General features: G+C 72.0%; 19 protein-coding genes. 11 read left to right on the forward strand and 8 right to left on the reverse strand.

Translation table 11 applies throughout. From position 1 onward, the window contains the following. Window positions 1–34: 34 nt before the first annotated feature. The 3 genes from ACGFIM_RS30025 to ACGFIM_RS30035 are packed head-to-tail and all read right to left on the reverse strand — an operon-like array spanning window position 35 to window position 2,804. Window positions 35–796 carry an ATP-binding cassette domain-containing protein gene (locus ACGFIM_RS30025; RefSeq protein ID WP_393206826.1) on the reverse strand — a complete coding sequence of 254 codons (762 nt, stop codon included), beginning with the start codon at window positions 794–796 and terminating at the stop codon, window positions 35–37. After that, complete coding sequence (locus tag ACGFIM_RS30030) at window positions 793–1,824, reverse strand: ABC transporter permease (RefSeq protein WP_393206829.1); 1,032 nt, start codon at window positions 1,822–1,824, stop codon at window positions 793–795. Before ACGFIM_RS30030 ends, ACGFIM_RS30025 begins: the two co-directional genes overlap by 4 nt. Further along, a complete protein-coding gene (locus ACGFIM_RS30035; RefSeq protein WP_393206832.1) occupies window positions 1,821–2,804 on the reverse strand; it encodes a sugar ABC transporter substrate-binding protein in 984 nt (327 codons plus the stop codon). The genes ACGFIM_RS30030 and ACGFIM_RS30035 overlap by 4 nt, the downstream gene beginning before the upstream one ends. A 308-nt stretch (window positions 2,805–3,112) precedes the next feature. Between ACGFIM_RS30035 and ACGFIM_RS30040 the strand changes: the two genes are divergently transcribed. Beyond that, window positions 3,113–3,442, forward strand: coding sequence for an ArsR/SmtB family transcription factor (locus tag ACGFIM_RS30040; RefSeq protein WP_393206835.1), 330 nt, complete (start codon window positions 3,113–3,115; stop codon window positions 3,440–3,442). 170 nt (window positions 3,443–3,612) lie between these two features. Here the strand turns inward: ACGFIM_RS30040 and ACGFIM_RS30045 are convergent, their stop codons facing one another. Then, window positions 3,613–5,748 (reverse strand): serine/threonine-protein kinase, encoded by a 2,136-nt coding sequence (locus ACGFIM_RS30045; protein ID WP_393206838.1) that lies wholly within the window; start codon window positions 5,746–5,748, stop codon window positions 3,613–3,615. A 168-nt stretch (window positions 5,749–5,916) separates the two neighbouring features. On the opposite strand from ACGFIM_RS30045, the gene ACGFIM_RS30050 reads away from it, so the two are divergent. The 4 genes from ACGFIM_RS30050 to ACGFIM_RS30065 all read left to right on the forward strand — a co-directional run bounded on the left by ACGFIM_RS30050 (window position 5,917) and on the right by ACGFIM_RS30065 (window position 9,455). Beyond that, window positions 5,917–6,510, forward strand: a complete 594-nt coding sequence (locus ACGFIM_RS30050) for a MarR family winged helix-turn-helix transcriptional regulator (protein WP_393206841.1) — start codon at window positions 5,917–5,919, stop codon at window positions 6,508–6,510. Window positions 6,511–6,678: 168 nt separating this feature from the next. Continuing rightward, window positions 6,679–8,298, forward strand: a complete 1,620-nt coding sequence (locus tag ACGFIM_RS30055) for an FAD-binding oxidoreductase (RefSeq protein WP_393206844.1) — start codon at window positions 6,679–6,681, stop codon at window positions 8,296–8,298. A gap of 397 nt (window positions 8,299–8,695) precedes the next feature. Continuing rightward, on the forward strand, window positions 8,696–8,938 hold the full coding sequence (locus ACGFIM_RS30060) for a hypothetical protein (RefSeq protein WP_393206847.1): 243 nt from the start codon (window positions 8,696–8,698) through the stop codon (window positions 8,936–8,938). A 136-nt stretch (window positions 8,939–9,074) separates the two neighbouring features. Continuing rightward, entirely contained in the window at window positions 9,075–9,455 is a 381-nt protein-coding gene (locus tag ACGFIM_RS30065) for a hypothetical protein (protein ID WP_393206850.1), read from the forward strand. Between the two features lie 46 nt (window positions 9,456–9,501). On the opposite strand, the gene ACGFIM_RS30070 is transcribed toward ACGFIM_RS30065, so the two are convergent. Further along, window positions 9,502–9,822, reverse strand: coding sequence for a hypothetical protein (locus ACGFIM_RS30070; RefSeq protein ID WP_393206853.1), 321 nt, complete (start codon window positions 9,820–9,822; stop codon window positions 9,502–9,504). Window positions 9,823–9,913: 91 nt separating this feature from the next. Between ACGFIM_RS30070 and lexA the strand changes: the two genes are divergently transcribed. Further along, window positions 9,914–10,582, forward strand: a complete 669-nt coding sequence (gene lexA / locus ACGFIM_RS30075; RefSeq protein ID WP_393207769.1) for a transcriptional repressor LexA — start codon at window positions 9,914–9,916, stop codon at window positions 10,580–10,582. Between the two features lie 14 nt (window positions 10,583–10,596). On the opposite strand, the gene ACGFIM_RS30080 is transcribed toward lexA, so the two are convergent. Together ACGFIM_RS30080 and ACGFIM_RS30085 are read right to left on the reverse strand one after the other, a co-directional pair. Continuing rightward, a complete protein-coding gene (locus tag ACGFIM_RS30080; protein ID WP_393206856.1) occupies window positions 10,597–11,412 on the reverse strand; it encodes an SAM-dependent methyltransferase in 816 nt (271 codons plus the stop codon). Between the two features lie 406 nt (window positions 11,413–11,818). Then, window positions 11,819–12,685: an IclR family transcriptional regulator gene (locus ACGFIM_RS30085; RefSeq protein WP_393206859.1), complete on the reverse strand. Its 867-nt coding sequence runs from the start codon at window positions 12,683–12,685 to the stop codon at window positions 11,819–11,821. A gap of 124 nt (window positions 12,686–12,809) precedes the next feature. Between ACGFIM_RS30085 and ACGFIM_RS30090 the strand changes: the two genes are divergently transcribed. From ACGFIM_RS30090 to ACGFIM_RS30110, 5 genes are all read left to right on the forward strand, one after another. Beyond that, a complete protein-coding gene (locus tag ACGFIM_RS30090; protein WP_364065040.1) occupies window positions 12,810–13,463 on the forward strand; it encodes an ABC transporter permease in 654 nt (217 codons plus the stop codon). Continuing rightward, entirely contained in the window at window positions 13,450–14,442 is a 993-nt protein-coding gene (locus tag ACGFIM_RS30095; RefSeq protein WP_393206863.1) for an ABC transporter ATP-binding protein, read from the forward strand. The genes ACGFIM_RS30090 and ACGFIM_RS30095 overlap by 14 nt, the downstream gene beginning before the upstream one ends. Further along, a complete protein-coding gene (locus ACGFIM_RS30100; protein ID WP_393206866.1) occupies window positions 14,439–15,221 on the forward strand; it encodes an ABC transporter permease in 783 nt (260 codons plus the stop codon). Before ACGFIM_RS30095 ends, ACGFIM_RS30100 begins: the two co-directional genes overlap by 4 nt. Window positions 15,222–15,290: 69 nt before the next feature. After that, complete coding sequence (locus ACGFIM_RS30105; RefSeq protein WP_393206869.1) at window positions 15,291–16,262, forward strand: glycine betaine ABC transporter substrate-binding protein; 972 nt, start codon at window positions 15,291–15,293, stop codon at window positions 16,260–16,262. 193 nt (window positions 16,263–16,455) lie between these two features. After that, a complete protein-coding gene (locus tag ACGFIM_RS30110) occupies window positions 16,456–17,295 on the forward strand; it encodes a lytic polysaccharide monooxygenase (RefSeq protein ID WP_393206872.1) in 840 nt (279 codons plus the stop codon). 155 nt (window positions 17,296–17,450) lie between these two features. On the opposite strand, the gene ACGFIM_RS30115 is transcribed toward ACGFIM_RS30110, so the two are convergent. Then, entirely contained in the window at window positions 17,451–19,526 is a 2,076-nt protein-coding gene (locus tag ACGFIM_RS30115; RefSeq protein ID WP_393206875.1) for an alpha/beta hydrolase-fold protein, read from the reverse strand. Between the last annotated feature and the right edge of the window lie 313 nt (window positions 19,527–19,839).

The raw sequence follows: 19,839 nt of genomic DNA on the forward strand, positions 1-19,839 counted from the left end.
ACTATTCCCGCGCACAAAAGTGGCGCAGGTCATATCACCGGCGCCGCAGCTCGTGTTCGAGCTCCGCCAATTCCGCGCCGCCCGCCATGAGAGAGGTCAGCTCTTCCGGAGTGATGTCCGCTTTGCCGTACTCGCCGATGCAGGTGCCGCGGTTGAGAAGCAGGAAGCGGTCGCCCACCGGGTAGGCGTGGTGGGGGTTGTGCGTGATGAAGATCACGCCGAGCCCCCGATCGCGGGCGCGGGCGATGTAGCGCAGCACCACCCCCGCCTGCTTCACGCCGAGCGCCGAGGTGGGCTCGTCGAGGATGAGGACGCGCGCGCCGAAATACACGGCCCTGGCGATGGCGACCGACTGGCGCTCGCCGCCCGACAGCGTGCCGACCGGCTGGTCCACGTCGCGGATGTCGATGCCCATCGCGCGCAGCTCCTCGCGCGCCACCCTGCGGGCCTTGGCGACGTCGAACGCCAGGCCCTTACGCGGCTCGGAGCCGAGGAAGAAGTTCCGCCAGACCGACATCAGGGGGATCATCGCCAGGTCCTGGTAGACGGTGGCGATGCCGCGGTCCAGCGCGTCGCGCGGGCCGGTCAGCCGCACCTCCTTGCCGTCCACCAGGTACTGGCCCGAGTCGTGCCGGTGCACCCCCGACAGGATCTTGATGAGCGTGGACTTGCCCGCGCCGTTGTCGCCGAGCACGCAGACGACCTGCCCGGCCGACACGCTCATGGACACGTCGCGCAGCGCCAGCACCGAGCCGAACGTCTTGCCGATGCCGCGCGTCTGCAGGATCGGGGTCAATGCCGCACCTCCTCGGCATAGCGCCGTACCAGGCGGTTGGCCAGCGTCGCGAGCAGCAGCATCGCGCCCAGGAAGAACGTGAACCAGTCGGCGTCCCATCCGAGGAACACGATGCCCTTGTCCGCCATCCCGAAGATCAGCGCGCCGATGGCGGCGCCGATCGCCGAACCGTAGCCGCCGGTGAGCAGGCAGCCGCCGATGACGGCCGCGATGATGTAGATGAACTCCTGGCCGATGCCGACGTTGGCCTGCACCGACGTGTAGCGCAGCGCCAGGATCGAGCCGACCAGCCAGGCGGCGAACGCCGTCGTCATGAACAGCGCGATCTTCGTACGGGCGGCCGGCACGCCCACCGCCCGCGCCGCCTGCTCGTTGCCGCCGACCGCGAAGATCCAGTTGCCCGCCCGCGTGCGCATGAGCACCCAGGTCGCCACCGCGGTCACCGCGATCCACCACAGGATCGCCACCCGGAACGCGGTGCCGCCGATGTCGATGGTCCCGGCGAAGATCGCGTTGGCGAGCTCGAACCCGTCGGCCCGGCGCAGCCCGCTCACCTGCACGGTGCCGGTGATCGCCTTGGTGACGCCCAGGTTGACGCCCTGCAGCATGAGGAACGTGCCCAGCGTCACGATGAAGCTGGGCAGCCTGGTCCTGGTGACCACGATCCCGTTGGCGAACCCGACCGCCAGCGCCACGACCAGCCCGGCCAGCATGGCGGCCCAGACGTTGAAGCCGAACCTGGTGGCCAGCGTCACCAGCACGAGCCCGCTCGTGCCCGTCAGCACGCCCGCCGACAGGTCGAACTCGCCGCCGATCATCAGCAGCGCCACCGCGACCGCCATGATGCCGAGCGTCGCGGCCGGGTCGAGCCAGTTGGCGATGCCGTCGGGCGAGCGGAACACCTCCGACTGCGCGGCGAAGAACGCGAACACCAGCACCAGCCCGACCACCGCGCCGAGCTCCGGTCTGATGAGCAGGCGGCGGGCCAGCCCGGCCCTCGCCACCCGCTCGTCCGCCACCGCCGTCATCGCGTGCCCGCCTCCGCCAGCTCGGCCACCTGCGCCGCGTTCTCCTGGGTGACGAACCCGGGCCCGGTGTTGACCGGCAGGCCGCCGCCGACCGTGTTGAGGTTGGTCTTGTACAGGTGGAGGAACGTGATCGGCAGGTAGCCCTGCAGGTACTGCTGCTGGTCCACGGCGAAGAGGATCTCGCCGTCGGTGATCGCGCTCACCACGTCGGCCGACAGGTCGAACGTGGCCAGCTTCGCCTGGGAGCCGGCGTCCTTGATGGCGTCCCTGGCGGCCATGGCGACGGCGGGGTTCAGCGCCAGCACGCCGTCGACCTGCGTGTCGGACTGGAGCTTGGCGGCGACCTTCGAGGTGACGTCGGCGAGGTTGCTCACGTCCACCTGCAGCCGCTCGACCGTGCCCCCCAGCGTCTCCTCCGCGCCTTTGCAGCGCTGGTCGAGCCCGACGTTGCCGGCCTCGTGGATCACGCACAGCAGCTTGGTGACGCCGGCCGCCTTGAGCTGCTCGCCGGCGCCGCGTCCGGCGACGTCCTCCGACTGGCCGACGTGGGTGATCGCGCCGAACTCCTTCGAACGGTCGGCGCCCGAGTTGATGGTCACCACCGGGATCTTCGCCGCGACGGCCTTGCCGATGGCCTCCTTGAGCGCGTCGGGGTTGGCCATGGAGACGACGATGCCGTCCACCTTCTCGGACACGGCCTGGTCGATGAGCTGCGACTGCCGGGCCGGGTCGCCGTCGCCCTGGTAGGTGACGGTCACGCCGTACTCCTTGCCCGCGGCCTCCGCGCCGTTCTTGACCACGTCCCAGAACGAGTCGCCTGCGGAGGCGTGGGTGATCACGGCGTAGGTGGCGCCGCCCGCCTGGGCTGAGGAGGCGGGCGGCGCGCCGCTCTCGCCTCCGGAGGACGGGGAGGAGGAAGAGGAACAGCCGCTGATGGCGAGCGCTCCTAGCAGGGCCAGCACGATCGGGGTACGTCTCACAGGACACCTCCAGCACCAACAGGCTCGCCCCGGTTGTACCTCAATATCATCCCTTTGTATAGACATGCTGACTTATGGCATCGCCCCGCGACCGCGCCCTGCCTTCCGAGCGGAGCACACGAGACAACGGGTGACCTGAGCGCCGGCAGGCCAGGGCCGCAGGCCGCGGCCCCCTTCCGGGCAGAGCGCGCGAGACGGCGGGGTGGCCGTGCCGGCAGCGTCCCGGGGGCGCGGGCCGTGCTCCGCGCTCCTGCTCGCGGCCGGTACCATAACGAGACTTTGCGAATTGTCGTTCTTCTGGATCGCCCATGACCGCCCGCACAGAACCGCAGCTCGACCTGATCGACGTGCTCAAAGCGCTCGCGAACCCCGTGCGCCTGCAGGTGCTGTCCTGGTTGCGGGAGCCCGAGCGGCACTTCCCCATGGCCGAGGGCATCGCCGACCCGCACGAGGCCGGTGTGTGCGTCAGCCACATCCAGGCCAAGACCGGGCTCGCGCAGTCGACCGTGTCGTCCTACATGGCCGTGCTCGAACGCGCCGGGCTGGTGCGCTCCACCAGGATCGGCAAGTGGACGCACTACCGGCGCGACGAGGAGCGCATCGCCGCCTTCGTCGCGCTCCTCGGCCGCTCCCTATAGCCCTCCGGCCCGTCGGGTGTTCGCGGGTGGTCCGGGGATTCAGGCAGGCCGGCCTTCCCTGGGCGGTCCGAGCGTGGCCCGGCCCGGTCACCGTGGGCGGGTCGTGCGGCGAAGGAGCGGGATACGCCGTCCGTGACCGGGCCGCGCGATCAGGGGCCGGGGCACGCCTGTCAGGGGGCGGCGTCCGTCCAGGTATGCGCACCCACGGTCACGGTGGCGGCGGCGCTCACCTCATACGGCTTGGTGAAGTCGACCGGCGCGGACTCCAGCGTCGCCCGGTCGAGCGTCACCGCGACGCCCGTCCCCGCGAACGCCGGCTTGGCGGGCACCTCCTTGCCGAACGCCACGACGGTCCAGGCGCCCTTGGCGCCGGTGAGCGTGACCGTCGCGCTCTCCCCCGACTGCGTGAAGGTGGCGGTGTAGCGGCTCTCCCCCGCGCCCTCCGCCGGAGCCTCGGCCGGGACGGCACCGCCGGTGAGCCACTCCAGCCGCACGCCGTCCTCGCCGCCCTTGGCCACCGCCGCCGTCAGGTCCGCGTACGCGGGCGCCTTGCCCGCGCCGGGACCGCCCGGCTTGGCGTCACCGGCCGCGTCGTGCACCGCGGCGCCCAGGAACGACGGCTCCTCCGGCTCCGGCATGCGGCAGGTCAGGTCGGCCTTGGTGGTCTCGTCCGCTTTGACCTTGGCGAGCGTCCAGCACTTGGTGCCGCCGAGCAGCGTCTGCAGGCGGTATCCCCCGGGGAGGAGCGCGAAGCGGTAGCCGTCGCGGTCGGCGCGGCGGCCGGCGACGCGCTTGCCCTTGTCGTTGAAGACCTCGACCATGCCGGGCTGGTACTCCTTGGGCGCGGACGCCCCCGTGTACCGGATGCCGCCCACGATCGCGCCCTCCGCCGGGGTGGGCGTGGGGTCGGCGGGCTTGGGGGTCGGGGACGTGCTGGTGCGGGAGGGCTCGGGGGTCTTGCTCGGCTCGGGCTCTTCGGTCTTCGTCATGAAGTCGGGGGTGGGGTCGGCCGGGCGGGACGCCTCCGCGGTCACCTGGGCGCCGGCCTGCGACGGCGTACGCTTCTCGTCCGGCAGCAGCGCCCACGCCGCGGCGGCCGCACTCGCGGCGACGGCCAGCGCGCCCGCGGTGGCCACCGCCCGCTTCCGCCTGCCCGCCCGCTCGCGGCTCTTGGCCTGAGCGCGCGTGAACCCGCCGGCGGTTCTCCCGGCCGCGTCCGGGCTCCCGCTTCGCGGCCCCGCCGCACCGGCGCCACGACCGCGCGCCTCCGCCGCACCCGCGCCCCCGCCGGGTGAGCCCGTCGTGTCCTTGGCTCTCCCACTCGGCCCCGCCGCACCTGCCCCGCCGCGTGACCCGGTGCCGTCATAGGCTCCCTCCGGGTTCTCCGCCGTCTGGGAAGCGCGGTCGCGCGGGGTCGCCGCCGAGGCGGTCTGCGCGTGCCGGTCGGGGACGGGAAAGCCGTCGGTCAGCGGCGAGTCGCCGCTCACCTGGGCGGACAGGGCGCGGGCCGCCGCGGCCAGGGCGGCGGCGCTGGGCCAGCGGGCCGCCGGGTCCTTGGCCAGGGCGCGCATCACGACCTCGGCGACCGGCGCGGGCACGTCGCCGGGCAACGGCGGTGGCGGGTCGTGCACGTGCTGGAGCGCGATCGCGACCGCGTTCTCGCCGCGGAACGGCGGCCGTCCCGCCAGGCACTCGTACGCGACCACGCCCAGCGCGTACACGTCCATGGCGGCGCTGGGCTCGGCGCCTTCGGCCTGCTCGGGCGCGCAGTAGGTGGCGGTGCCCAGCACGATGCCGGAGGCGGTGAGCTTGTGCCCCTCGGCGGCGCGGGCGATGCCGAAGTCGGTCAGCACCACGCTGCCGTCGGCCCGGACGATGAGGTTGGCCGGTTTGACGTCCCGGTGCACCACGCCGGCGTCGTGCGCGGCCTGCAGCGCCTCGGCGGTCTGGGCGACGAGGTCGAGCGTCGCGCCCGCCGAGATGCGCCCCCTGCGCTCCAGCAGCAGGTGCAGCGGCTCGCCGTCGAGGTATTTCATCACCAGGTACGGCGTGCGCCGCCCGTCCACGTCGGCGATCCCGTAGTCGAAGACCCCCACCACGCCGGGATGCTCGACGGTGGCCATCGCCCTGGCCTCGGCGTGGAAGCGGGCCACCGCGTCGCCGTCGAGCCCCGCACGCACGGTCTTCACCGCCACGATCCGGTCGAGCAGGACGTCCCGGGCACGCCAGACCTCGCCGTGTCCCCCGCTGCCCAGCCGCGACAGCAAACGGTAGCGGCCCGCCAGCACGGTCTCCGGCATGATCATGTTCGTCCGGCCCACCTTTCACTCCGATAAGCCCCCGTTCTACTTGAAGACGTTGGAACCGCCGCAACGGTTCGGCGATCCGTGAAATCGGGCAGAACGGGCAGGGCTTGGAGCTGGACCTATACTTCGGAAGCCGGACTTCCGCTCGCAGGCGATAGGGAGGGCCGCGTGCCCGGGCAACGGTCGATCACCGAGGCGGAGAAGCTGGTCGAGGCCAGGCTCGGCGACATGCCGATCGACCGCGAGCGCATGGCCGTGGTGGCGAACATCTACCGCGCCGCGGCCGCCGTACGCCAGCATCTGGAGAACACCGTCCTGCGCGGCAGCGGCGACCTCACCTGGACCGCGTTCGTGGTGCTGTGGGTGATCTGGCTCTGGGGCGAGCCGGAGAGCCGCCACGTCGCCCAGGAGGCCGGGATCTCGAAGGGCACGCTGACCGGTGTCCTGCGCACGCTGGAGTCGCGCGGGCTGGCCCGGCGGCTGCGCCATCCCACCGACGGCAGACTCGTGCTGGTGCGGCTGACCGCCGAGGGCGAGGAGTTCATGAGGCGGTCGCTGCCCGCGTTCAACGCCGAGGAGGTGTTCGTCACCTCCCGGCTCGACCGCGAGGCCTGCCGGGCGCTGGCCGACGGTCTGCGCCAGGTCGTGCTCCAGGTGGAGGAGCAGGGCGAGGCGCGGCGGCTGGCGCTGCTCGCCGGCGCCGAGCCCGCGCCCCGCCGCAGCGGACGCCGCCGCCGCGCTCCCGCCGCCGCCCAGGACTGATCACCTGCGCCGAGACGCCGCCTGCACCCCGCCGCCTGCAGCAAGGCGCCGCGGAAGTGTGCAGGCAGGCCCGCCCAGGGGTGTATCTAGGTGCATTCCCCGGCCGGCGGGCCGCTCCTAGCGTCGGTGAGGCACTGAGAGATCACCTCACCACCAGGAGTCGCAGATATGAGTGACGTCACGCGCCGGCGACTGCTCGGCGGCACGGCCGTGCTCGGCGGGGCCGCCACCGCCGGCCTCCTTCCGGCGCTGCCCGCCGCCGCCACGACCGCCGCGGCCAAGGGCCCCGGCCTCGTCCGCGTCGGAAAGTCGGACCCGCGCTACGCGGACCTCGTCGTGCGCGGCATGAACCAGCGCTTCCGCCCCCAGCCCGAGTACTTCCACGTGGTCACCTCCACCGAGCAGGTGGTCAAGGCCGTCGGCGACGCGGTGCGCGCGGGCAAACGGGTGACGGTGCGCAGCGGCGGCCACTGCTACGAGAACTTCGTCGGCGACGGCGCGCAGGTCGTCATCGACATGTGCGAGATGAACAAGGTGTACTTCGACGAGCGGCGCGGCGCGTTCGCGGTCGAGCCGGGGGCGACGCTGATGGACGCGTACCGGACCCTCCACCTCGGCTGGGGCGTGACGCTGCCCGGCGGCCAGTGCGGCACCGTCGCGGCCGGGGGTCACATCCTGGGCGGCGGGTACGGCGCGCTGTCCCGCATGTACGGGCTCACCGTCGACTACCTGCACGCCGTGGAGGTCGTGGTGGTGGACCGGGCGGGCCGGGCCCGCGCGGTCGTCGCCACCCGTGACCCGCGCGACCCGAACCACGACCTGTGGTGGGCGCACACCGGAGCCGGGGGCGGCAACTTCGGCGTCGTCACCCGTTACTGGCTGCGCGACCCGAAGGCCAAGGGCGGCGACCCGGCCACGCTGCTGCCCAGGCCGCCCGCCGCGCTGCTCACCGGCGTCGCGTACTGGCCGTGGCAGGGCATGACGAAGGAGTCGTTCCGCAGGCTGGTCCGCAACCACGGCGAGTGGCACGAGCGCAACAGCGACCCGGGCTCCCCGTACGCCTCGCTGTTCGGCGTGCTCATGCTCAACGGCAAGAGCGAGGGGGCCGACCCCGGCGGTATCACGCTGGCCTGCCAGATGGACGCCACCGTCCCCGACGCCGAGAAGAAGCTGCGGGCGTTCTTCGCCGCCGTCGGCGAAGGGGTCAAGCCGGATATGACGGTCCTGCCGGTCGACCGGCAGCCCTGGTACCACGCGGTGCGCTCGTTCGCGCTCAGCGAGGCCGACCAGTCCAGCCACTTCAAGGTCAAGTCCAGCTACCTGCGCAAGCGCTTCACCGACCGGCAGATCGACGCCGCCTACGACCACCTCGGCAAGCCGTCCTCCCTGCCGCGGACGCTGTGGGCGGTCTCGTACGGCGGGCAGGTCAACACCGTGCCGCCCGCCGCCACCGCCACCGCGGAACGCGCCAGCATCCTCAAGGTCATCTGCCTGTCCTCCTGGCAGGACGGCCAGGACGGCGCCGCCCAGCTCCAATGGGTGCGCGAGCTGCACCGCGACCTGTACGCGGCCACCGGCGGCGTGCCGGTGCCGGGCGGCAACTGCGGCGGCGCGTACATCAACTACCCCGACATCGACCACGCCGACCCGAAGTGGAACACCTCCGGTGTCCCGTGGACGACCCTCTACTACGGCGGGAACTACGCCCGGCTGCAGAAGGTCAAGGCCCGCTGGGATCCGCGCGACGTCTTCCGCCACGCCATGTCGATCCGCCTCCCCAAGCCCTGACCCGCTCCAGGGACCCGCCGCTCGCAGGCCACTCCGCCAGGCTCCGGGATTCCCCACTCGCGGACCGCCCCCGCGCCTTGAGCCGGGACCCCGCCACCCGCGAGCCGCCCCGCGGCAACCCCCAGGCCCTCGGCTCGCCACCCACGGGCCACCCGCCGCAACCCCCAGGCCCTCGGCTCGCCACCCACGGGCCACCCGCCGCACCCCAGGCCCGGGACCCGCCACCCGCGAGCCGCCCCGCCGCGCGCCTTGCCCCGGGGCGGCCCGCGGTTGCCGCCTCCCCGCGCCGGGAAAACTGCTCATCGGAGACGTCGCGTCCGCCTGCGGTTCCCCCCGCCCGGCCGTCCCGGCCCCTCCTCTGCTCGGGAGGGCCCGCCCGCGAAGGCGAGGAGATGCCGTGCGCAAGTGGGTGTGCATCGTGATCCTGGCGCTGATGGGCTTGGACGTCCTCTACGCGGCGACGGATCCGGACGCCGGGATCGACTCCCTCGGATACTTCATTTTCCTGGGTTTCTTACTCGCCGCCGTCTTGTCATGGGACGAGCCCGGCAGCGGAAGCAGCGACTACGGCGGAGGGGGTGCGAGCTACGGGGGCGGAGACGGGGGTTTCGGCGGCGACGGAGGCGACGGGGGCGAGTGACCTGGTCCCGGCGTCGAGAGGGCGATCGACACGGTTCCGGTGCCCGGGGCGACCGGCCCGATCTCCGGCGTCCGGGGCGGCTGCGGCGCTGGCCGGGCGCCGAGGGGGTTTCTAGGCTGGGTATGAGGTGATTGTCATGTACGAGACACATGTCCAGCCTCATCGTTACGTCCCCTGGAAGGACCCCGGTGACCCGGACGCCGAGGAGGAGTGCCGCGTCTGCGGGGAGCCGGAGGATCCCCGGCGGCCGGGACTGCACCGTGGCGAGATCGCGCCCGAGCGGCCCGCCGACCCGGCCGAGCTGCCCCTGCTCGACCACCTCGTCCAGGTGATACGCACCGAGCTGGCCGACACCCCGGTGCCGCTGCTGGACGCGCACCTCGACATCCTCGCGCGCCGCGCCGCCAGCGCCCTTTACCTGCGCGGGGCGATCCGGCCCCGGCGCTCCGACTGGCGCCCGCCCGCCGGTCACGGCGTACGCGGCGGCGCCCGGCGGGCCGGGTCCTGCACGAAGTAGCCCAATTTTCAACGAAGTAGCGCGGTTCCCACGAAGCAGCGCGGTTTCAGCGGTCCAGGCCGGCACGCAGGCGAGGAGCGGTCCAGCCGGCGCGCAGGCGAGGGCTCAACCGGCGCCCACACTCGGTGTAGACGCCCTGATGGGCCAGGTGGCGCAGCAGCCGGGTGGGCGCGTCGGCGTGCGCGCCGCTGCGCCGGGCCGGCTCCTCCGCCGGCACGCGGTCACCGCCGATGGGATCGGTCAGGCGCAGGGTGGCCGCCACGCGTACCGCCATGGGCGTGACCAGGTCCGTCACCGGTGCGAACACCTTCCACGCCGACTCCCACGCCGACTCCCACGCCGCCTCTTCGCCCGATGTCTGCGCCATGCCCTGAGAGTACGCAGGAGCGCAGGACGCGATAGGCCCTTCCCGGAGCCTGACTCCGCGATGACCACGCGGCGGGGCGGCAGGCTCTAGCATTTCGCCGGTGAGCACCTACGGCGACCCCGACGCGTTCGAATACTTCGACTTCTCATCGCTCCCCCGGCGGCAGCAGCACATCCTGGCCGTGATCAGGGATCACGTGGTCAGATACGGCTACCCGCCGAGCACGCGCGAGATCGCCAAGGCGGTGGGGCTGCGCTCGGCCTCGTCGGTGTCGAAGCACCTGAAGGCGCTGGAGGACCAGGGGCTGCTGCGCCGGAGCTCGACGATGACGCGGCCGATCGACGTGCGGTCGTTCCTGCGCCCGGAGTCCTCCGGGCCGAGCGCCGACCTGGTGAGCGTGCCGGTGGTGGGCGACATCGCGGCGGGCGTCCCCATCCCGGCCGACGAGGTGATCGACGAGGCGCTGACGCTGCCGCGCGACCTGACGGGGCGCGGCACGGTGTTCGCGCTGCGGGTGCGCGGCGACTCGATGATCGAGGCGGCGATCTGCGACGGCGACATCGTCATCGTGCGGCAGCAGCCCGAGGCGCACTCGGGGCAGATCGTCGCCGCGATGATCGACGGTGAGGCCACCGTCAAGGTGTTCCGCCGCCGGGGCGGCCACGTCTACCTCGAGCCGCGCAACCCGGCGTACGAGGTGATCGACGGTGACGAGGCCACGGTGCTGGGCATCGTGGTGTCGGTGCTGCGCAGCGTCTGAGCGGGCGCCCCGGGTCAGGGCTTGCGGCCGAGACCGCCGTACTGGAACACCTCGCGGTCCTGGAAGCTGGTCTGCGGCTCCGGACGCCACTTCGGCAGCGAGACGACGCCGGGCTCCAGCAGCTCGAACCCGTCGTAGAAGGCGCGCAGCTCCTCCTCCGTACGCAGCGTCAGCGGGGTGGCGCCGCTCGCGTTCCACTCGGCGGCGGCCTTGTCCATCGACGGGCTGCGCACGCTGTGGGCGATCGCGAGGTAGCTGCCGGACGGGAGCGCGTCCACGAGCGTGCGGACCGAGCGGTGGGCCAGCTCGGCGTCCGGCACGAACTCCAGCACGCCCATCAGCAGCAGCGCGACCGGGCGGGAGAGGTCGAGGGTGCGGGCGGCGTCGCGCAGGATCGGCTCGGGTTCGCGCAGGTCGGCGTCGAGGTAGTCGGTCGCGCCCTCCTCGGTGCCCACCAGCAGCGCCCGCGCGTGGGCCAGCACGATCGGGTCGTTGTCGACGTACACGATCTTCGCCCTGGGGTTCACCCGCTGGGCCACCTCGTGCGTGTTGTCGGCGGTGGGGATGCCGGTGCCGACGTCGAGGAACTGGTCGATGCCGCACTCGCCGGCCAGGTGGCGCACGACGCGGCCGATGAACTCGCGTTCTGCGCGCGCGTTGACCGGCAGGTCCGGCATCACCTTCACGATCTCGTCGCCGACCTCGCGGTCGGGGGCGTAGTTGTCCTTGCCGCCGAGCCAGTAGTTCCAGACCCTGGCGGGGTGCGGCACGGAGGTGTCCATCCGCTCGGCCGGCGCGGCGGGGTCAGTCTGCTGGCGGTCCTCCCCCATCACAGCTCCTCATCAGTAACATTTCTCACGTTTTTCGTGATCAACATAGACCTGATCGTCGGCCTTCGCAGGGAGAACGCCGCAGGTCTCTGCCGTCAGCGTGAACGGTGTGCGAGGCATCGGCACGACGCCCGGCGAACGGCCCCACGGCACGTCAGCGCGACGCCCGGTGAACGTCCGGAACCGCCGCACCCCTGACCCACCCGGAGGGCGGTGGGTGGCTCCGGCACACGGCCGGGGACCGCACCGGCCGTGTCCGGAGCGCCCGGCGCCGACGAGCCCACCCTCAGCGCAGGGGCCGCCGGCCAAGCCCGCCGCCGGTGTGGTGGGCCGCCGACGAGCCCATCGCCGGAGGGGCGGCGGGCGGCGCCGGCCCCTGGCGACGCGCCGGGGCCGGGGGCCGTGCTTAGGGCTGGACGCCGAGGTCCTGCCGGGCGGAGGCGGCGGGGCGGCCTGGTCTGCGGGGGCGGGGCTGCTCCGCCGCGGGCCGGGGGCCCGGCGTCGAGTGGCCCAGCGCGATCGAGAACTCCGCCGCCGTCTGCGCGACGATCCCTCCGATCTCGTGGAGGCGGGACCGGCCGGCGGCCCGGGTGACCGACACGCTCAGCGCCGCCGTGATCAGCCCCCGGTGGTCGCGTACGGGTGCGGACACCGCGATCTCGCTGTCGTCCAGCTCGGTGTCGGAGATCGCGTAACCGGCCGTGCGGACCTGCTCGATGGCGGCCAGCCACTGTTCCTCGCTGCTCACCGCGCTGTCCAGCCCGGACGGCAGGGTCGCGTTCAGCAGTTCGCGAACGCGGTCGTCGTCCCAGTCGGCCAGCAGCGAACGCCCCGCGCCGGCCATGATGACCGGCACCGACACCCCCTCCCAGACCCGGTGATAGGCCCGCGACGAGGGCACCGACAGCAGGGTCAGGACCATGCTGCCGCGCAGCACGCACAGGTAGGCGTCCTCGTCGAAGGCGGCGGCCAGGCGCCGCACGTAGGGCGCGGCCAGGCGGACCAGCCGCGCGTGCTGGGTGCGGGCGGCCAGCGCGAACAACCGCCACCCCAGACGATAGCGCCTGGTCAGGGGATCCCGCTCGACCATGCCTTCGAGCTCCAGCGACCGCAGGGCCCGCGAGACCTGGCTCTTCTCGCGGCCCAGCCGCTCGGCGATCCAGCTCACGCCGAAGCCGTCGGCGTCCCGATCATCCCCATGACCTGCCAGCACTTCGAGGATCTCCAGGTCCCGGCGTAGCCCGGCCGAGGACAATGGCGGCTTCTCCGTCATCCTTGTCCGTTCGTAACGAAAGCATTGCACTAGTGTTGCGCTCACTGCATCACATTTTGCGCTCACCGCAACAGATCGCATACGTTTGCGAATCCATGAAAGCGTAAGCGAAGGTGGTCACTTCATGAGTTTCGGCGAGTACGTGGTCTCTCGATGGGACACTCTCTCGCTGGCCGCCGCGGAACACGCCTTGGTCGTGGGCATAGCGATCCTCATCGCCACCGTGATCGGCGTCGGCATCGGACTCCTCTCCTACGACCGGCCAAGAGTGCGCGGCAGTTCGATAGCGGTCTCGGCGGCGGTGCTCACGATCCCCTCGCTGGCGCTGCTCACCCTGCTCATCCCGATCACCGGGCTCGGCTGGGGTTCCACGCTGGTCTCGCTCGTCGTGTACGCATTCCTGCCCATCATCCGCAATACCGTGACCGGGCTCAACGGCCTGGACGCGGCCACCGTGGAGGCGGGGCGCGGGATGGGCCTGACCCGTACGCGGGTGCTGTTCCAGGTGCAGCTCCCGCTGGCCTGGCCGCTGATCCTCGCCGGCGTGCGGATCTCGGCGCAGATGCTCATCGGCATCGCCGCCATCGCCGCCTTCGTCGACGGCCCCGGCCTCGGCAACCAGATCTTCGAGGGCCTGTCCAGGCTCGGCTCGGTGAACTCGCTGAACGCCACGCTCGCCGGCACGCTCGGCGTCGTGGTCGTCGCCGTGCTGTTCGACCTGTTCTTCTTCGCCGTCCGCCTACTGACCACCCCGAGGGGGCTTCGTGTTCGACCGTGACTCCGAAGGCGTGCGCATCGAGCTGCGCTCGCTGACCAAGCAGTACCCGGGGCAGGAGGCTCCAGCGGTCGACAACGTCACCCTCGACATCCCCGCGGGCGAGCTCGTCGTGTTCGTGGGGCCGTCGGGGTGCGGCAAGACGACCACGATGAAGATGATCAACCGCCTGGTGGAGCCGACGTCCGGCGAGATCCGCATCGGCGGCAAGGATGTGCTCAGCCTCAACCCGGACGAGCTGCGCCGCCACGTCGGGTACGCCATCCAGCAGGTCGGCCTGTTCCCCCACCTGACCGTCGCGCAGAACATCGGCCTGGTGCCCAAGCTGCTCGGCTGGCCCGCCGCCAAGATCGCCGAGCGGGTCGAGGAGCTGCTCGCGCTGGTCAGCCTGGAGCCGTCCGCGTTCCGCGACCGCTACCCGCGCCAGCTCTCCGGCGGCCAGCAGCAGCGCGTCGGCGTCGCCCGCGCCCTGGCCGCCGACCCGCCCGTGATGCTCATGGACGAGCCGTTCGGCGCCACCGACCCGATCACCCGCGAGCACCTGCAGAACGAGTTCGTCCGTCTGCAGAAACAGCTCCGCAAGACGATCATCTTCGTCACCCACGACTTCGAGGAGGCCATCAAGCTGGGCGACCGCATCGCGATCCTGCGCGAGCGCTCCCACATCGCCCAGTACGACACGCCGGCCAACATCCTCGCCAACCCCGCCGACGACTACGTGGCGAGCTTCATCGGCCAGGACGGCACGCTCAAGCGGCTGGCGCTGCTGCGGGTCGAGGACGTGCCGGTGGAGAGCCCCGAGCCCGACCCGGCGCTCCCCCAGGTGGCGGCGGGCACCACGCTGCGCGAGGCGCTCGACTTCATGCTGGCCCATGGCACAGACCGGTGCAGCACGCCGTCGGGGGTGGTGACGTACGCCACGCTCTGCGCGGCCGTAGGCGCGCCGGAACAGCAGCGCGCGGGGAGCGGAGGCGGCCGATGACCGCCCAGACGCTGCCCGCCGCCACGGCCGCGCCGGTACGCCCCCTCGAGCGGCGCTTTCCCCACCTGCGCCAGCTGCTGCTCACCCCGTTCGCCGTGGCCGTCGTGCTCGCCGCCCTCTACCTGTGGGTCGGCACGCTCGAGCTCGACTCCATCGAGCAGCGCAGCCTCAACGCCTCGGTCCTCCTCACCAAGGCCGTCGAGCACGTGAAGATGACGGCCGCCGCGACGCTCCTCGTCGTGATCATCGCGATCCCGCTGGGCATCGTCGCCTCGCGGGCCCGCAACAGGTTCGTCGCCCCGATCATCCTCACGGTGGGCAACCTGGGCCAGGCCGTCCCCGCGATCGGCCTGCTGGTGCTCGCCACGTTCCTCATGGGCGTCGGCTTCCAGACCGCGCTGGTCGGCCTGGTCGCCTACGCCGTGCTGCCCGTGCTGCGCAACACCATGGTCGGCGTGCAGCAGGTGGACCCCGCGCTCATCGAGGCCGCGCGGGGCATGGGCATGACCCGCGGCCAGGTGCTGTGGCGGGTGGAGCTCAAGCTCGCGGTGCCGGCGATCCTGGCCGGCCTGCGCACCGCGCTCGTGCTGACCGTCGGCGTGGCCACGCTCGGCGCGTTCGTCGCCGCCGGCGGCTTCGGCGAGCTGATCATCAACGGACTCAAGCTCAACCGCATGCCCGTCACCATCGTGGGCGGCGTGCTCACCGCGTCCATCGCGTTCCTCATCGACTGGCTCGGCGGTCTGGCCGAGCACGTGCTCAAGCCGCGCGGCATGTGATCTTCCCCTGAAAATCCCCCCGTTTCGTCAAGCAGTACTCGCAAGCAACCCCCATAGAGGTGTATCCGTATGCGTTTCCGTCCCCTCAGGACGACACTCACCTTTCTCGCCGCCGCGGCGCTGACCCTGTCGGCGAGCGCGTGCGGCGGCGCCGGCGCCGTCGAAACGGGAAGCGCCGGCAACGAGCTGGAGGGCGCCAAGTTCGTCGTCGGCTCCAAGGACTTCACCGAGAACATCATGCTCGGCAAGATCGCGGTGCACCTGCTGAAGGCGCACGGCGCGGAGATCGTGGACAAGACGAACCTCGGCGGCACCGTGTCGAACCGTAAGGCGCTGGAGTCCGGCGAGATCGACCTGTACTGGGACTACTCGGGCACGGGGTGGATCGAGTTCCTCAAGAACACCAAGCCGATCCAGGACTCGGCCGAGCAGTTCAAGGCCACCGCCGAGGCGGACTTGAGCAAGAACAAGATCAAGTGGATCGGGCCGACCCCGCTCAACAACACCTACGCCCTGGCCATCCGCTCGGAGAAGGCGCAGGAGCTGGGCGTCAAGACCGTCTCCGACGTGGCCGAGCTGCTCAAGACCAAGCCGCAGGAGGTCACGCTCTGCATCGAGACGGAGTTCTCCACGCGTGACGACGGCCTGCCCGGCCTGTCCAAGGCGTACGACATGGAGATCCCGAAGAACCAGGTGAAGCTGCTCGACACCGGCGTGGTCTACACCGAGACCGACAAGGGGCAGACCTGCAACTTCGGCGAGGTGTTCACCACGGACGGCCGGATCGCCGCGCTCGACCTGACGGTGCTGGAGGACGACAAGAAGTTCTTCCCGATCTACAACGCCGCCGTGACGGTGCGGCAGGAGACGTTCGAGAAGTACCCGGCGCTGGAGCAGGTGCTGCAGCCGGTCATCGCCAAGCTGGACGACGCCACCATGCAGCAGCTCAACGCCCAGGTGGACGTCGAGGGCATGGAGCCGGACAAGGTCAGCGCCGAGTGGCTGAAGAAGGAGGGCTTCCTGGGCTCGGACGCGGCTTGATCCGCATTCGCCGATGACTCTCGCCGGCACCCCCTTCGGTGGGAGAGATGCGAGCGGCCCGCGCCACGATGGCGCGGGCCGCTTCCGCGTTCGAACCGGTCCCTTGACCGGGACCGCTTGCGCGCCAGTCAGGAATCGTTAATTCTTAATAAGGTTTCCTTTTTAATCCTGTCCTCACCCCCCAGGAGCGCAGGTGCGCAAGAGAACGTTCGCCGCCGCCGTCACGGCGGCCACCGGCGTGCTGGTGCTGCTGCCCGCATCGGCCGCCCACGCCCACGGCACCATGTCCAACCCGCCGAGCCGCGTCTACGTCTGCAAGAACGAAGGCCCGGAGACGCCGCAGTCCGAAGCCTGCAAGGCGGCCGTCGCCGCCGGCGGCACCCAGGCGTTCTACGACTGGAACGAGGTCTCCCTCCTCGAAGCGGGCGGCAGGCACCGCGAGCTCATCCCCGACGGCAGGCTCTGCAGCGCGGGCCGCGACAAGTACCGCGGCCTCGACCTGCAACGGGCCGACTGGCCCGCCACCCCCGTGCGGCCCGGCGACTTCACGATCACCTACCACGCGACCGCCCCGCACGCGAACAGCGACTTCGAGTTCTACATCACCCGCGAGGGCTGGAACCCCACCATGCCCCTCAAGTGGTCGGACCTGGTGCACATCAAGACGTTCACCAACCAGAACCCGACCACGTTCACGAACTGGACCATCACCCTGCCGCAGCGCACCGGCCGGCACATCCTCTACTCGATCTGGCAGCGCGTGGTCGGCAGCAACGAGGCCTTCTACACCTGCTCCGACATCGACTTCGGCGGCGGCGGCACGCCCGACCCCGACCCCGAGCCGGAGCCCAGCCCCACCCCGACGGACCCGGACCCCGACCCGCAGCCCGGCGGCTCCTGGAGCCCGAACCACGCCTACGCCGTCGGCGACCGGGTGACGTACGGCGGGGCGACGTACGAGTGCATCCAGGCGCACACCTCGCTCACCGGCTGGGAGCCGCCGAACGTGCCCGCCCTCTGGAAGCGCGTCTGACCGCTCTATGCGTCTGACCTATAGATCTGACCGCTCTATGCGTCTGACCTATAGATAAGGAGCGGTCGCTCATATAAGGAGCCGTCGCGGTAAGCGAGGAGGGATCGTCCGCTTCGCCGCGGACGATCCCTCTCGTCAGTGCTGGACTCCCCTGGTCAGTGCTGCACGGTGGCGAGGAAGACGTCACCGTTGCCGAGCGCGCGGCCGCCCTCCGGCGTGCCGTACGTCAGGCCCGAGATCGCGGCCTTCCCCTCCCCCGCAGCGGCGGCGAACAGGTTGGGCTCGGAGAACGGGTCCACCGCGTCGTCCCTGGCGGTGCCGAGCTGGGCGGCGGCGCGCTGGGTTCCCTTGGCGTCCAGGCGGAGCGCCACCACGTCGGCGCCGCCCGCCGGCACCCCGACCTTGCCCCGGGTGTAGCCGACCACCTCGACGTCACCGCCGGGCAGCGCGGCCAGCGCGGCGCCCTCGTCCGCCTGTGCGGTGGCGAGCGTGTGCTGCCAGCGGCGCTTGCCCCGGTCGGTGTAGGCGACGGTGAGCGCGTCGCCTTCGGTGGCGCCCGTCGCGACGACCAGGCCACCGGTGGTGACGGTGACCGCGTTGAGCCGGTCGTCGCCCGCCCCGCCCTCGGTGACGGCCCAGGTCCTGGTGCCGTCGGCGGTGTAGGCGGCCAGCCAGCCGTCCGTGCCGCCCCGCGCGGTCGTGCCGGGCATGGCGGCCGAGGTGCTGCCGGTCAGGTAGAGGCCGGCGCGTCCGGCGGCGACGCCGGTGGCCTTGTCCTCGCCGGGGCCGCCGTACTGGCGGATCCACGCCACCTTGCCGTCGGGCGTGATGCGGGCGGCGATGGCGTCCTTGTCTCCGGCGTTCTCGCCGTCGAGCGCGCCCTTGGTGTAGCCGGCGACGTACGCGCCTCCGTCGGGGGCGGCGGCCAGCCCGTAGACGCGGTCGGCGGCGTCCGGTGCGCCGAACTGGGTGGTCCAGCGGACCTCGCCGTCCGCGCCGATCCTGACCACGAACGCGTCGTCGCCGGTGTTGCCCGCGTGCTCGCCGTCCAGGTCGCCCTTGGTGTAGCCGGCCGCGAGCACGCCGCCGTCCGGCAGCGGGACGACCCCGTAGAGGCGTTCGTCGGCGGGCGTCGCGATGCGGCGCGTCCAGCCGCCGATCCTGCTGACGACGGCGTCCAGGTCGCCGTTCTCCGTGGTGGCGTACCCGATGGTCAGGGCGCCGTCGGCGGAGACGGCGACGCCGCCCGCCCAGTCGACGCCGGCGCCGCCGTGCAGCGGCGCGGGCAGGCCCGTCGGCGGGGTGACGCTCAGCGCGGGGCCGAGGTCGGCCATGGCCTGCTCGAACGCGGGCGTCCAGACGTCCCAGTCGTGGCCGCCGTCCAGCACCCGGAGCTGCGCGGAGATCGCGGGCGAGCGGCGGGCGGCGTTGTAGAGCGCGGCGGACTCGAAGTCGAGGTCGTGACGGGCGTCGGCGGGGTCGGGATTGGCGTACTCGTCGTCGCCGACCGCGACGAACAGCCGTACCGGAAGATCGGGGTCGAGGTCCGGCAGCAGAGCCGGATAGTTGAGCTCCTTGTAGACCTCGTCGTCGAACTTCGCACCGCCCTTGCCGAACGCGCCGTAGTCGCGGGCCGAGGAGTCGGACGGCGGCAGCGGCGTGTAGACGGCGGGGCTGAGCACCGCTGCGGCGCCGAACAGGTCCTGGTGTGCGAGCGCGTAGCGCAGCGCGCCCGCGCCGCCCATCGAGTAGCCGCCGACCAGGCGGGCCTGCCTGATGGGCGCCGTCCGGTACGTCGCGTCCACGTGCTTGACGAGGTCCCTGGTCAGCGCCGTCTCCACCGGTCGGCCCGGCAGGTCGTCGCCGGTGTACCGGGAGTCGACGTACCAGCTTCCGCGCTCGCTCCAGGGGGCGTCCGGCATGACGGCGATGACGGGCGGGATGCGCTTGGTCCTGATCATGTCGTCGAGGGTCGTCTTGACCCGCGTCCACGCCTGCATGCTGTCGCCCCGGCCGTGCAGCAGGTAGAGCACGGGGTGGCGGGACTCGTCCCGGTCGTAGCCGGCGGGCAGGTAGACGTTGTAGGCGATGTCCTCGCCCAGGGCCGGCGAGGGCGCGGCGCCGGTCGTGATCGTTCCGCCGGCCCGCACGTCGGTCTGGCCGGGAACGCTCAGGCTGAGCGCGGTCACGACGGCGAGCGCGCCGGCGGTGATCCATCGGGGTAGGGGCATCGACCACTCCTGTAAACGTTTACCGAACCCGCCTCATGTTTCGGGAGAGTTTCATGGGGAGGGGGGTGCCCTGTCAACCGGCCGACAGGAAAAGGCCCGCCACACGATCGCCCGCCCCCGGCCCGGCGGTCGCGCCGAGCCGACCCACCACACGAACACCGCCCCGACCGGCGGCCACGCGAAGCCGACCTGGCACGCGACCGCCCACCCTGGACAGGGGGCCGCCACGGAGCCGGCCCGCCACACGATCGCGCACCCCCTGGCCCGGCGGCCGCGCGGAGCGGAAGCGCACCTGCCCGGCGAAGCGGCGGCG

It is taken from the genome of Nonomuraea sp. NPDC049309 (genome assembly GCF_043196965.1).
In the GTDB taxonomy this organism is placed as follows: domain Bacteria; phylum Actinomycetota; class Actinomycetes; order Streptosporangiales; family Streptosporangiaceae; genus Nonomuraea; species Nonomuraea fastidiosa.